This window comes from Bowdeniella nasicola, from assembly GCF_001907295.1.
Taxonomy (GTDB): domain Bacteria; phylum Actinomycetota; class Actinomycetes; order Actinomycetales; family Actinomycetaceae; genus Bowdeniella; species Bowdeniella nasicola.
Window position 1 is genome coordinate 1 of record NZ_MQVR01000027.1, and the last position, 12,536, is coordinate 12,536.

At 66.6% G+C, this 12,536-nt stretch carries 12 protein-coding genes and 1 pseudogene; 6 read left to right on the forward strand and 7 right to left on the reverse strand.

Annotation, left to right across the window (positions count from 1 at the left end):
• Positions 1 to 553 (forward strand): GntR family transcriptional regulator (locus BSZ39_RS13195; RefSeq protein ID WP_143180398.1); only part of this gene is annotated, 553 nt, incomplete at its 5' end.
• 24 nt (positions 554 to 577) lie between these two features.
• Here BSZ39_RS13195 and BSZ39_RS05880 read toward each other — a convergent pair.
• Complete coding sequence (locus BSZ39_RS05880; protein ID WP_073716443.1) at positions 578 to 982, reverse strand: arsenate reductase ArsC; 405 nt, start codon at positions 980 to 982, stop codon at positions 578 to 580.
• 135 nt (positions 983 to 1,117) lie between these two features.
• On the opposite strand from BSZ39_RS05880, the gene BSZ39_RS05885 reads away from it, so the two are divergent.
• The 3 genes from BSZ39_RS05885 (at position 1,118) to BSZ39_RS05895 (ending at position 6,609) form a co-directional block, all read left to right on the forward strand.
• The gene (locus BSZ39_RS05885) at positions 1,118 to 2,005 is read left to right on the forward strand and encodes a cation diffusion facilitator family transporter (RefSeq protein WP_245792437.1); all 888 of its coding nucleotides are present in this window, start codon (positions 1,118 to 1,120) and stop codon (positions 2,003 to 2,005) included.
• 318 nt (positions 2,006 to 2,323) lie between these two features.
• The gene (locus tag BSZ39_RS05890; protein WP_073716445.1) at positions 2,324 to 4,837 is read left to right on the forward strand and encodes an ABC transporter ATP-binding protein/permease; all 2,514 of its coding nucleotides are present in this window, start codon (positions 2,324 to 2,326) and stop codon (positions 4,835 to 4,837) included.
• The gene (locus tag BSZ39_RS05895; RefSeq protein WP_073716446.1) at positions 4,834 to 6,609 is read left to right on the forward strand and encodes an ABC transporter ATP-binding protein; all 1,776 of its coding nucleotides are present in this window, start codon (positions 4,834 to 4,836) and stop codon (positions 6,607 to 6,609) included. The genes BSZ39_RS05890 and BSZ39_RS05895 overlap by 4 nt, the downstream gene beginning before the upstream one ends.
• On the opposite strand, the gene BSZ39_RS05900 is transcribed toward BSZ39_RS05895, so the two are convergent.
• The 3 genes from BSZ39_RS05900 to BSZ39_RS05910 form a co-directional block, all read right to left on the reverse strand.
• Positions 6,563 to 6,937 (reverse strand): hypothetical protein, encoded by a 375-nt coding sequence (locus BSZ39_RS05900; protein WP_143180399.1) that lies wholly within the window; start codon positions 6,935 to 6,937, stop codon positions 6,563 to 6,565. The two genes, BSZ39_RS05895 and BSZ39_RS05900, sit on opposite strands and share 47 nt — an antisense overlap.
• Positions 6,938 to 7,431: 494 nt before the next feature.
• Positions 7,432 to 8,607 carry a hypothetical protein gene (locus BSZ39_RS05905; RefSeq protein ID WP_143180400.1) on the reverse strand — a complete coding sequence of 392 codons (1,176 nt, stop codon included), beginning with the start codon at positions 8,605 to 8,607 and terminating at the stop codon, positions 7,432 to 7,434.
• A gap of 56 nt (positions 8,608 to 8,663) precedes the next feature.
• Complete coding sequence (locus BSZ39_RS05910; RefSeq protein WP_073716449.1) at positions 8,664 to 9,410, reverse strand: class I SAM-dependent methyltransferase; 747 nt, start codon at positions 9,408 to 9,410, stop codon at positions 8,664 to 8,666.
• 103 nt (positions 9,411 to 9,513) lie between these two features.
• Between BSZ39_RS05910 and BSZ39_RS05915 the strand changes: the two genes are divergently transcribed.
• Positions 9,514 to 10,347, forward strand: coding sequence for an EamA family transporter (locus tag BSZ39_RS05915; RefSeq protein WP_222842876.1), 834 nt, complete (start codon positions 9,514 to 9,516; stop codon positions 10,345 to 10,347).
• Here BSZ39_RS05915 and BSZ39_RS05920 read toward each other — a convergent pair.
• Positions 10,340 to 10,837: a site-specific integrase gene (locus tag BSZ39_RS05920; protein ID WP_073716450.1), complete on the reverse strand. Its 498-nt coding sequence runs from the start codon at positions 10,835 to 10,837 to the stop codon at positions 10,340 to 10,342. The two genes, BSZ39_RS05915 and BSZ39_RS05920, sit on opposite strands and share 8 nt — an antisense overlap.
• Positions 10,828 to 10,995, reverse strand: a pseudogene (locus BSZ39_RS14190) (hypothetical protein); the annotation flags it as partial. The pseudogene BSZ39_RS14190 and the gene BSZ39_RS05920, both read right to left, overlap by 10 nt.
• Positions 10,996 to 11,071: 76 nt before the next feature.
• Here BSZ39_RS14190 and BSZ39_RS13845 point away from each other — a divergent pair.
• Positions 11,072 to 11,221 (forward strand): hypothetical protein, encoded by a 150-nt coding sequence (locus BSZ39_RS13845; protein WP_158025097.1) that lies wholly within the window; start codon positions 11,072 to 11,074, stop codon positions 11,219 to 11,221.
• On the opposite strand, the gene BSZ39_RS05925 is transcribed toward BSZ39_RS13845, so the two are convergent.
• Entirely contained in the window at positions 11,218 to 12,261 is a 1,044-nt protein-coding gene (locus BSZ39_RS05925) for a DUF6882 domain-containing protein (RefSeq protein ID WP_073716451.1), read from the reverse strand. The two genes, BSZ39_RS13845 and BSZ39_RS05925, sit on opposite strands and share 4 nt — an antisense overlap.
• Positions 12,262 to 12,536: the final 275 nt, after the last annotated feature.

Genomic DNA, 12,536 nt, shown 5'->3' on the forward strand with positions numbered 1-12,536 from the left:
GCCGCTGCTGGCGCAGTTACGGGTCGAGCGGGACGTTGGCCGTCCCCGGACCCGGCCGACCAGGTCGCGAACCGGAAACGGCGCGGCGCCCGCGGGGGCCGACCGGTCGGGTTCGATCCGTACGACTACCGCGGGCGCAACGTCATCGAGCGCGGCGATAGAACTAGCTGCTGAGAGAATAACTGAAGACGAGCTGGCTCAAGCAAATAGTTTCCTTCAGCAACACAATGCTGCCGTTGAAGCAGGACAGGTCGACGATGCCCGCGTAGCCCATCGGAAGTTCCACTTTTCCCTTTACGCCGGCGCAGGATCAGAGTGGCTGGTGCGGGGAATCGAACCGGCGTGGCAAAACGCTGAACGGTATCTTTTTGCCGCTCCGGATATCGATGTCAATCACGACCAGGGCGCGGTAGAACACGCTGAGATCCTCGCTGCCTGCTCCGAGCACGATTCGAAACGGGCGGCCCGCGCGATCCGCGAGCATATTTTGGGCGCACGAGATCGCATTGCGACGCAGTTGCAGGAGAGTCAGATCTTCGTCAAAGCGCGCTGACAGAACTAGGCTTTCGCCAGCAAACTAAAATTCAACCCCAAGGCCTTCAAGGAGTTTGATCGTGCGGGACTTGATCTCGTCGCGGATCGGGCGGACGGCCTCGACGCCCTGCCCTGCGGGATCCTCCAGCTTCCAGTCTTCGTAGCGTTTACCTGGAAAGACCGGGCACGTGTCGCTGCACCCCATTGTGATGACGATATCCGAGAGTTCGACGGCATCGGTGGTGAGTATCTTCGGCCGCTCGGCCGAGATATCGATCCAGGCCTCGGCCATGGCGTCGCGCACGGCCGGGTTGATCTCCATCGCCGGGGCAGAACCGGCCGACCGGACCTCCACCTGGCCGCCGGAGAGGTGAGCGGCATAGGCCGCTGCCATTTGGGAACGCCCGGCATTGTGGACGCACACGAAAAGAACCGATGGCTTCTCCATAGTTCAAGGCTACGGGCAGAGTTTGAAGGACAACACCAAAAAGCGTAGGGTGATGACTAGAGAGAACGGAGGGCGCACGTGGGTGCCGGGCACGATCACGGGCATGGAGCTAACGAGGCAGCTCAATCAAAGGGCTTGCGCATTCGGCTGGCGATCGCGTTTGCGATCACGTTCTCGATCGTCATCATCCAAGCGGTCGGCGCATGGATCACGGGATCGCTCGCACTCTTCACCGATGCCGCTCACGCCATCACCGATGCGTCCGGTCTGCTCGTCGCGCTGATCGCCGCTCACCTCATGCATCGCCCGGCCGACTCACGCCGCACCTGGGGCTTCCGACGGATCGAGGTCATCGCCGCGCTCGGACAGGCAACGCTCCTGCTCGTCGTCGGCACCTACGCCGCAATCGAGGGCGTACGGCGACTCTTCCATCCGCCCGAAGTCCCCGCGAACGAACTGCTCATCATCGGTATCCTTGGCCTCGTCGCGAACCTGTGCGCGATCGGAGTGCTCGCCTCATCGCGGGGTGCGAACTTCAACATGCGGGCAGCGTTCCTCGAAGTTTTGAACGATGCGTTGGGTTCCCTCGGGATCATCGTGGCCGCAATCCTAATCGCCACGACCGGGTTCTACCGGGCGGATGCGCTCGCGGCGCTGCTCATCGCCTTGCTGATCGTGCCGCGAGCCCTGCGGCTGATCCGAGAGACCCTCGCGGTCCTCATGGAATTCACACCCGAGGGCCTGGACCTGGATGAGGTGCGCCGCCACATCGAAGACCTGGACCACGTGCTCGAAGTCCATGACATGCACGCCTCGACCGTTGCGACCGGGCTCCCACGGCTCACCGCTCACATCGTGCTGAGCGAAGCGTGCTTCACGGACGGGCATGCGGCTGAAATCCTGCTCCAGGTACGCACGTGCGTGGCCGAGCACTTCGACGTCTCGATTAAACACTCGACGTTCCAACTCGAGACCCCCGCCATCGCTGCGCACGACCGCTGCGAGGTCGATCCGGCGGGCTGAGAATAGACAGGAACCTATACAGCGAGTTTCAGGTTCTTTTCAGCTTCGGGCAGCAAAGTAGTAGTCAACGGGGCAAGCGATGAAGACATGGCGTCGCTTGACTCGCATGGATAGGCCGTCTGACTGAGGGGAAAGACGTGCCAGGATGTGTTTCGTTTTCACTCCGCGAACCATCCGGAACTGGTGAATGGCACCCCGACCCTACCTCCCTGGGTCGGGGCGCCGACCTGCACCTACTCAGGCATATTTGATCCGCCGAATGTCATAAGGGTAGCATCACCTTAGTTGCACGGCTTAACGCATCACCCGAGGAGAGCCATGAGCAAGCGAGGTTTCAACGGCGCACTCATGCGCGCCTTCGGCGCCCACGACCACATCGCAACGGTGACCGCCACCGAACGCATCGCCCCCGATTTCCTGCGTGTCCACTTCGAATGCGCCAGCGTCTTTAGCGAACTCGACGTCACCCCGGCCGCGTTCCTGCGGTTCTGGTTCCCCGACTCCGACGGCAGCGACAGAGAATTCCAGCGCGCCTACACCCTGTCCAGCTCCGATCCCGAGCGTGGCATCTTCAGCTGCGACTTCGTCCTGCACACCCCGGCCGGTCCCGCCTCCGCCTGGGCATCCAGCGCACGGGTAGGGGACCAAGTCCCCGTCGCCGTCCTCGGTGCCACGCGCTTCTCCATCCCCGACGACCTCCCCGCCGGCTACCTCCTCATCGGCGACGCCGCCGCGATCCCGGCCATCAACTCGGTCATCGCCGCGCTGCCGGACGAGGTCCCGATCGAGCTGTATCTCGAAGAACACCGCGACAGCGACCGGCAGATCCCGCTGGCGACGCAACCGCGGCTGCACGTGCACTGGGTCGAACGCGCTGGCGCCCACAGCCTCGCCGCGGCGATCGAGGCGCGTGACTGGTCGAACTGGTATGTGTGGGCGACGCCAGAAAGCGCGAGCCTGAAACACCTGCGCAAGCGCCTCAAGGACGACTTCGGTTTCCCACGCAGCGAAACTCACGCCCAGGCGTATTGGGTCGAAGGCAAGGCCATGGGCACCGACCGTACCCCCGAGGCAGCCGCGCCCGCCACTCAAAGAGCGCCCGCATCCGCGGGCACGTGGCGATCCCAGGGTGCAGGCGACCTGCTCACGCCGGTGAAGCCGACGCTGTGGGTCGCCGGCGCGTTCCAAGCGCTCATCACGATCGCCCAACTCGTGCCGTTCATCCTCCTCACCGAACTCGCACGCCGCCTGCTTACCGGCCGACCCGCCAGCGACCTGCTCGCGCTCGGCGCCTGGGCACTTGGCATCCTCGCCGTAACGAGCGTGCTCGCGAGCGTCCTGGCCTGGTGGCTGCATCGCGTCGACGCCCGCTTCAGTTACACGCTGCGCGCGCGACTCGTCGACAAACTCGCGCGCGTCCCTCTCGGCTGGTTTACCTCGCGCCCCTCCGGCAGCGTGAAACAACTCGTTGCCGACGACGTGCTCGCGCTGCACTACCTCATCGTCCACGCCGTGCTCGATCTCGTCGCCGCCGTCGTCGCGCCGATCGCGGTCCTTGCCTATCTGTTCGTCATCGAGTGGCGGATCGCGTTGCTCATGTTCGTGCCCGTGCTGATCTACCTCGTCGCGATGTACCGGATGCTCGTGCAGTCCCAGGCCAAAACACCGCAGTTCCGCCGACTCACCGACGAACTCGGCGCCGAGGCCGCAGCCTTCCTCGAAGGCCAACGCGTCGTGCGTGTCTTCGGCGGCGTGCGCGCCTCGGCCTACCGCCGCAAACTCGACACGTTCATCGAGTTCCTGCACGCCTGGGAAGGCCCCTTCGCGAACGCGAAGATCGTCATGGACCTCGTCACCCGGCCAGCGATCTTCGTCCTCCTCATCGCCACTTCCGGCACCGCCCTCGTCGCCCGCGGCACAACCCCGCCCGTCGACCTCATCGCCTTCTTCGTCCTCGGCACGACGTTCGGCACCCGACTGCTCGCCCTCGGCTACGGCCTCGGCGGCCTTGGCACCTCTCTGCAGGCCGCGACGCGCCTGAACGCCGCGCTCGGCGAGGCCGAACTCGTCACCGAGACTGTGCCGGGCGACAGCGAGCAGGGGAGCCCGCCGGTCGAGTTCCGTGCCGTCGGCTTCGAATACCGCCCCGGCGTGCCGGTCCTTTCCGACATCTCACTTTCGCTGCCCGCAGGCAGCCTCACCGCCCTCGTCGGGCCATCGGGGTCGGGAAAGACGACGCTCGCCTCGCTACTCGCCCGCTTCTACGACGTCAGCTCCGGCCAGATCCTGCTGGGCGGCGACGACCTGCGCAGCCTCAGCCCCGATGAGCTCTACTCGCGCGTCGCCTTCGTCTTCCAAAACCCGCAACTCGTCGCGGGTACTATCCATGACAACATCGCGCTCGCCAAGCCCGACGCCACCCGCGCCGAGGTCGAGCAGGCCGCGCGAGCCGCCTTCCTACACGAGCGGATCATGCGCGAGGCAGTCGGCTACGACACCTTTATCGCCCCGGGCCAGCTGTCCGGCGGCGAAACGCAACGCCTCACGATCGCGCGGGCGCTGCTCGCCGACCCGGAGGTCCTCATCCTCGACGAGGCCACAGCGTTCGCCGACCCCGACAGCGAATACCACGTGCAACAGGCGCTCAGCCGCCTCATGGCCGGTCGCACCGTCCTCGTCATCGCCCACCGGTTGCACACGATCACCGGTGCCGACCAGATCGTCGTCCTCGACGCCGGCCGCATCATTGAGCGCGGCACGCACACCGACCTCATCAGCGCCGGCGGCCGGTACGCCGACATGTGCGCCGCGAGCCAGAAGGAAGTCGTATGAGAGCCGTCCTGCGCACCACGATCTCGCTCCTGCCACCCGACGCCCGCCGCCAAGGAATCACCTATCTCGCGGCCACCGTCGCGAGCATCATCGCCCGCGCGCTCGGCGCGGTCAGCCTGCTGCCGCTCTTCGTCGCATTACTGTCCGACGAACCCGCCGCCGCCTGGCCGTGGGTGGGCGTCCTCGCCGCACTCACGATCGCCGGCTGGGCGCTCGACTATTGGGCCGCGAAACTCGCGCTCGCCATCGGCTTTAGCCTGATGTCCGAAGGCCAAAAGAGCCTCGCCGAGCGGATCGGTCGCCTCGACCTCAGTTGGCTCACCAGCACGACGACCGCCTCCGCCCGCGCCGCCTTGTCCACCGCGGGCCCCGACCTCGCCCGCATCGTCGGCTACCTCGCCACGCCCGTGCTCGGCGCGATCCTCACGCCGATCGCGATCGGCATCGCGCTGCTGTTCGTCTCCGTCCCGCTCGGCCTCGTCGCACTCGCCGGCGTCCCGCTGCTCATCGGCGCCTACCTGGCAGGCGAGCGGATGAGCCGCAAAGCCGGCAGCGTTGCCGAGGCCGCGAGCACGGATGTTGCCGAGTCCATCATCGAATTCGCGCGCGCCCAGCAGGCCCTGCGCGCCGCCCGCCGCTCGGATGCCGAGCGCTCCCGACTCGGCGAAGCGCTCCGCACCGAACGCCGCAGCGTCCTCGGCCTGCTCACCTGGCACGTCTCCGGCGAGCTCGTCTTCACCCTCGCCTCCCAACTCGCCCTCATCGCGCTCGCGAGCACGACGGTGGCCCTCGCCATCCGCGGCGAACTCCCGCTGCCCGCCGCGGTCGCGATGCTCGCGGTCATCGGCCGCTACCTCGAGTCCTTCACCGTGCTCGGCGAACTCACCGTCGGTATCACGATGACCCTCGCGACGATGCGCCGCTTCGTCGACGTATTCGCCGCCCCGACGTTGCACACCGGCACACGCGAGCGCCCCCGCTCCGGCGCCCCGCGCCTCGAGCTGGTCGACGTCACCTACACCTACCCAGGCGCCGCCGCCCCCGTCATCTCCGGCCTCAATCTCACCCTCGAGGCCGGCCAGGCGACCGCGATCATCGGACCATCCGGCTCCGGTAAATCCACGATCCTCGCCCTGCTCGCGGGCCTCATCGAACCGACCTCCGGCAGGATCGAGGTCGACGGCGTGCCGCTTTCCGAGCTCGCGCCCGCCGAACGCGACGCCCTGGTCGCCGTGATCTTCCAACACCCCTACCTGTTTTCCGGCTCGCTCGCCGACAACATCCGCAGCGGCGCCGACCTCAGCGAGGAGCGCCTGGCCGAACTCGCCGACGCCGCACGGCTCGGACCCGTCATTGCGGCCCTGCCCGACGGCTGGGCCTCCGACGTCGGCGAAGGCGGCAGCCTGCTCTCGGGCGGCGAACGCCAGCGCGTCTCGATCGCGCGGGCACTCGCGAAGAACGCCCCCGTCTTGCTCGTCGACGAGGCGACGAGCGCGCTCGATATCGAAAACGAGCGCGCGATCGTCGCCTCCCTCGCCGCGGGCACGCAGCCGTGCACCCGCGTCGTCGTCGCCCACAACCTCGCAACGATTCAGGCCGCCGACCGGGTTATCTTCCTTGCCGACGGCACGATCCGCGAAGACGGCGAACCCGCCGACCTCATCGAGGCCGACGGGTACGTCGCGGAGTTTTGGCGGCAGCAGCAGGCCGCCCGCAGCTGGCAGGTTACTTCGACAGCGGACCGAACAGGTGGCGCTGCAGCGCGGCGTTAGGCTTTTGCGCATCGCCGTGTTTGCCCGCGAACTTCTCGGTCGCATCCGAGCCGCAAATGCCCTTGGTCGGTGCCTCGCCACCCTGCTCCATCGTGTACGCCTGGCCGGCAGCCTTTTCCGAGGCAGTCGCCGACGGGGAGGCCGACGGCGTGGCCGACGCACTCGGCGAGGGAGCCGGGCCGGTCACGTGCGACCAGGCGACGCTCGCACCGGAGTGCCCCGTGAGCGCGGTTGAGACAATGACGACGACGCCGAGCAGCGACACCACGCCACCGCGGTCACGAGCGTGCGCTGCTCCTCGGGCGTCCGACGAGCCCACAGCAGCCACGCGTCCTCCTAGGACCGGGGCACTCGGCTGCCGCAGCGTGCACCGACGCGAAACTTTGCCAGGTGACTCTGTAGCGCATTTCAGGTTGTTTTCAGCTTCGGGCAGCAGAGTAGTAGTCAACGGGGCAAGCGATGAAGACATGGCGTCGCTTGACTCGCATGGATAGGCCGTCTGACTGAGGGGAAAGACGTGCCAGGATGTGTTTCGTTTTCACTCCGCGAACCATCCGGAACTGGTGAATGGCGCCCCGACCCTACCTCCCTGGGTCGGGGCGCCGACCTGTATCTACTCGACCGAATCGTTAGGCCGCCGCGAAAGTCGCAGGCGTTTGTGTGCTCGGTTTCAGGCTTTGCCCAGGTTCGGCCTGCACAGTATTAGACATAGCCGGAAGCGATGAGACATGGCATCGCCTCCGCCGCATGGATAGGTCGTCTGACTGAGGGGAAAGACGCCCCGACCCTTCCTCCCTTGGGTCGGGGCGTCGATCTGTCTATTTACGCGACTATGTCGGACCAGCGGTTCGGCAGCTTCCCGCACGAACGCAGCGTCGAACGGTAGCGGTGACGCGCCGCGATGTTGCGGCGCATCTCGTCGGCGATCCGACCGAGAAACAGCGAACGGTACATGTTGTCCGACAGCGTCGAAGCGGCAAACGAGATGCCCGAGAACAGGGCGAGGATGAGGCAGACGCGGAACATTGCGGCGTCCATCGGGAGGTTAATGCCGAGCCAGTGCAGCGCCTTCGGTGACGTGCCCGTCCACGTCTGAATGAGCTTGGGGTTCAGCGCGATTTTGCCGAAGACGGCGAAGATGCCGAACGTGGCGGCGATGAAGATCGCGGCCTGCACGAGCTGAACCGCGGCGGAGACGACGACGAGGTTGATCCACTCGCCGATCGAGAACTTCGAGCGCGAGGGAGCGACGCCGTGGAACGGGGTGGCCTCCAGCAGCTGATCGTTGTTGTCGTCGTCGGTGTCCTCCTCATCGAGCATGTCGATGATGGCGGGCACGATGATGACGACGAGCATGACGATGAGGAAGATGCACAGCGCGACCATCTGGCCCTTGCTCATCGTCGCCGCGAGCTGCCAGAGCTCGTTCGTGAAAAACACGAGGAGCACGGTCAACAGCAGCAGCGGCAGGATGCGCGCGACGGCCGGGATCGCGGCGGCGAGCTCTCGCAAGGAGCGGTGACCCGCCCAGATGAGGATGCGATCGACCTCGATGAAACTGATGGCCGCCGTGAGGACGAGCAGGCCGAGCCGCTCGGCCAGGTTCAGGTGGAGATCGCCCGTCGTCGGGATGATGCTCGACGCGATGGACAGGCCCGCGACCCACAAGAAGATGATGATCAGGCCGACGACGACGCGTACGCGCACGGGAAATCGTCGCTGGATCCGCGCATAGCCGAGGCCGAGCGGGATCGCGAGCAGCGCGATGGCGAGGGCGGTGAGCATTGCGCGCACGACCGTCGGATGGCTTTGCAACTGGTCGAGGTCAATCGTCTGCTCGGCGGCGATCGCGGCGTCGGCGATGAGGAGCGAGGCCGCGAAGAACGCGAACGTCAGCAGCAGCGGGACCGTGCGTGTGATGAGGCCGACGAGGCGGCGGCGCGGGGGAACGACGAGGGGTAGACCGTTGGCGCGCAGCCACGTCTCCTGTTCAGTCACTAATTTGAGCGACTGATCTTCCACCCCGCGTCCTTTCGATGCGCCAACCTATCGCTCTATTCTCCCACGACGCGGCCCGTCAGTTCGTACGCCAGGAAGCTATCGGCGCCGCCGTGGGGGAGGAGTTTCAAACCGTGCGCCTCCGCCTCAGTGGTGAGCTGATCCGGCGTCAGTACCCGCCACGGGTGGCGAGCCGAGCGAGTTTCGAGGACGGCGCCGTCGGCATCGAGCAGGCTCCACTCCATCTCCCATTCGACATGCGTCTCGCTCATAACCTCGGCGCGGCCGCGGGTCGCGAGCTGGCGTGTGCCGACGGCGAACGTGCCAAAGTCTGTCCACGGGATGTCGCTGACGATCGCGGGCGGCTGCAGCGACAGCACGAACCGGCCGCCGGGAACGAGGCGCTCGGCGAGGGTCCGCCACAGTGCGGCGCGGGCCTCCTCGCTCAGGTGCCCGATCGCGTTCAGCATCGTGGCCGCCTGCCAGGTGTCGGGCAGCTGGTCGAAGGCGTCCGGCACGCCGCCGGCGACGATCGTCGTGCGCGCGCGGAGATCCGCATCGGCGGCGACCGTGGTCATGAGGCCGACGCGCATTGCGGCCGACGGTTCCACCGCGAACAGTCGCTGCGCGCCCAGGTCGCGCAGGACCGGCAGGCTCGAGCCAATGCCCGAGCCGAGATCGATCACGTCCCCGCCCGCAAGCTCCCCGAGCGCCTCGCGCAGGGTGCGGTCGGTGTCCTCTTTCCAGGGCGCGACGAGAGCGGCATACCACTCGGCATTGGCGTCATACATATCGGTCGTCATAGGTGCACCCTACCGTTAGTTGGGAGTCGTTCTCAGCGCTTGCTGGGGCGACGCTCCGGCGTAGGCTGGATGCGTGGGATTGTGGCGAGGAAAACGGCGTTCGGTGGCCGAAACTGTCCCCGCGTGGGTACTCGCCATCGCCGCGATGTTCTCCGTCCAGCTCTCCGGCGCCTTTTCCGTCGGTTTCATCGACCGCCTCGGCCCCGTCGGCGCCGCCTGGTTGCGCATGCTCGCCGGCGCCATCATCCTCCTCGCGATCTCCCGGCCCAAGATCCGCGGGCTGACCCGACGCGATCGCCTCGCCGTCATCGCCCTCGGCATCACGACGGGCTCGATGACGTTTTTCTTCTTCGCCGCGATCCAGCGCATCCCGCTCGGCACGGCCGTCGCCGTCGAGTTTTTGGGACCGCTCGTCGTGGCGGCGGTGCGGGGCCGACGCGGCCTGACGCTCGCCTACCCGCTCATCGCGATGATCGGCGTCATCCTGCTGACGAAGCCGTGGGCGGGCCAGATCGACGTGGTGGGTATCCTCTTCGCGCTCGGTAGCGGCGTCGGCTGGGCCATCTATATCCTGCTGACCCCGCTCGTCGGCGAAAAGTTTTCCGGCATCAGCGCGCTGTCCCTCACGATCCCGATCGCCGCGATCTGCTACGCGCCGCTCGGCATCCCCGTCGCCCTGCCACACCTGTCGTGGGACATCATCGCGATCGCGTTCGGACTCGCTCTCCTCATGCCCGTCATCCCGCTCGCGTTCGAGATCGTGGCCCTGCGCTCGATGTCGGCGGCCGCATTCGGCACGCTCGCCGCGATCGAACCCGCGATGGGCGTCCTCATCGGCGCGCTCATCCTCGCGCAGGTCCCGACTGCGATCCAACTCGTCGGCATCACCCTCGTCGTCGCCGCGGGCATCGCCTCCCAGCGCGCGGAAGTTACGTAAGGAGCTCACGCACCTTCTTATCGGTCGCCTTCCCCTTCACGACCGTGCCCTTTTCAAACAGCTCGATCACGCGCGGGTTGATATACGAGTCACGCGCGATCGCGGGCGTATTGTGCAGCCACTCCGCCGTTTGCTTGATCGCGGCCGTCACCGCTTGCGGGGACGAATCTCCCGTCGCGGCCGCGCGCCCCAGCGCCTGCGCCGCGACGACGGTGCCCTGCCAGGTCCGACGACGACCCTCCTGCTCGGGGCAGCACACCGCCGGCGCAGACTTCGGCGTCTTGGGCCGCTCATTGAAGAACGCGGCGAGCGCCTTATCGCGAGTGCGCACGTCCCAATCGCTGCCCGACATGCCCCGGAACGTCAGGTGGACGGTATCGCCCTTGACGGTGACGTGCCGACGCTGCAGCGTGGAGGTGCCAAAGGACTCGTTTTCCTTCGCATATTCGCTCCCGCCGACGCGCAGACCCAGCTTGTCGATCAGTCGCACCGCCGCGGCAACCGCCCCGCGTCGTCGACGCCCGTCGCCTTAATATGGGCGTCCTTGCTTGGCGCGATCCACACCTCATCCCAGGCGGGCGGGATGACGAGCTCCTTGATCCGCTTCAGCTGGGCCTCGTTCGTCATGCGCTTACCGTTCGCACCCCAATAGGTGAATCCCTTGCCCGCTCGCTAGAGTAGGGGGTCGCCTACTGCACCAGACACACCGAAGGAGGGGTGCTGAATGAAGAAGCTGCTAGAAATCCTGAACCGGCTGCTGAAGCCGACGGAACATCCCGCCTACCTCGTGACGAAGACTCCGAGCGTCAAGCCGGAGACCAAGCGCGCGAGCGGCCGCGCCAAGGCCGCCACGGCGAAGGTCTACCGCGACTAGCGCGACCCGAAGATCCGCGAGAAGAAGCCTTTCTTCTTCTCCGGCTTCTTCTCCTCTTCGACCGGCGTAATGCGCTCGGCCTCGCTCGGCACGTGCGCCGCCGGCTCGGTTGCCGGGGGCTCATCTTCCGGCCCACGCTCCAGCGACGACGGGGCCTCGACCGGCTCGATCTCTTCGGCCGCGGGCTCCGCCGGCGCGGGCGGGGCCTCTTCGCCGGTATCGGGCTCGGCCTCGAGGCCCGACGCTTCGTCGGGAATCGCGTCGACCTTCTCCGCCTCCGGCTCGAGCGTCGTCTCCATCTCGGGCACCTCGCGTTCCATCGGCGGGACCGTCGCGGCCGCCGCCTCCTCGTCTGGCCGTTCGTCGACGTCCGCCGCCGACAGCGAAATATTGACGATCCGATCGCTCGCGAGTTCGACGCGCGCCTTGCCATCCGAGGCATGCAGCGTGATCGCTTCCTCCTCCTCGCTCACCGTGAACCCGCGCGCCTTCGCATACTCACGTAGCGCCGCGCGGTGATCGGAAACGGGGATCGTCGACAGGCCCTGGGCAATAACCCGCCCGACGCTAACTGCCGACGGCTCGCCGAGCGTCAAATCCGGGTGCTCGAGCAGGAACCACACGTCGGTATCGGGCCCGGCCGAGGCCGCATAGTGCGCCCACACCCCGGTCAGCGCCTTTGCGGCGAGGGTGAGCTCCAGCGGCAGATGCGGGTTATCGGCGACGGACAGCTCCTCGGTCGTGAGCGCCTGCGTGCCCTGGGCCCGCGTCTTCACCTCGCGCGCGCGAGCGACCACGGCGTCGGGGAAGTTATTGATGTTGTCCCAGCCCCAGTGCCACGTATGCGACTTCGCGGCGACCGACCCGAGCAGCGACGGCGTCGTCGTGATCGCGTCCGCACCCTCGCCCCACGTGAGCGTCGGGCGCTCCGACAGGTCGACCTGCCAGGGCAGATCCCCGACGAGATCCTCCAGCGCCAGCTGCGTTTCTGCCGACATGAACGCGGCGCGGTCCACGAGTTCTGCGAGAGTGAAGGCCATGCTTGAAGTCTAGGCGGCGCGCGGGCGAAATGCAGGGCCGAACATGGCTGACGCCCCGACCCAGGGAGGTAGGGTCGGGGCGTCATTCACCAGTTGGACGGATCGCGGAGTGAAAACGAATCAACGTCCTGGTCGTCTTTCCCCTCAGTCAGACGGCCTATCCATGCGTCAGGTTCGATGCCATGTCTTCATCTCGCCTGATGACTATTACTCTGACGCCCCTACCTGGGAGCTTGCTGAAAGTGATACGGGAGGCACCTGTCAGTTTTCGCTTG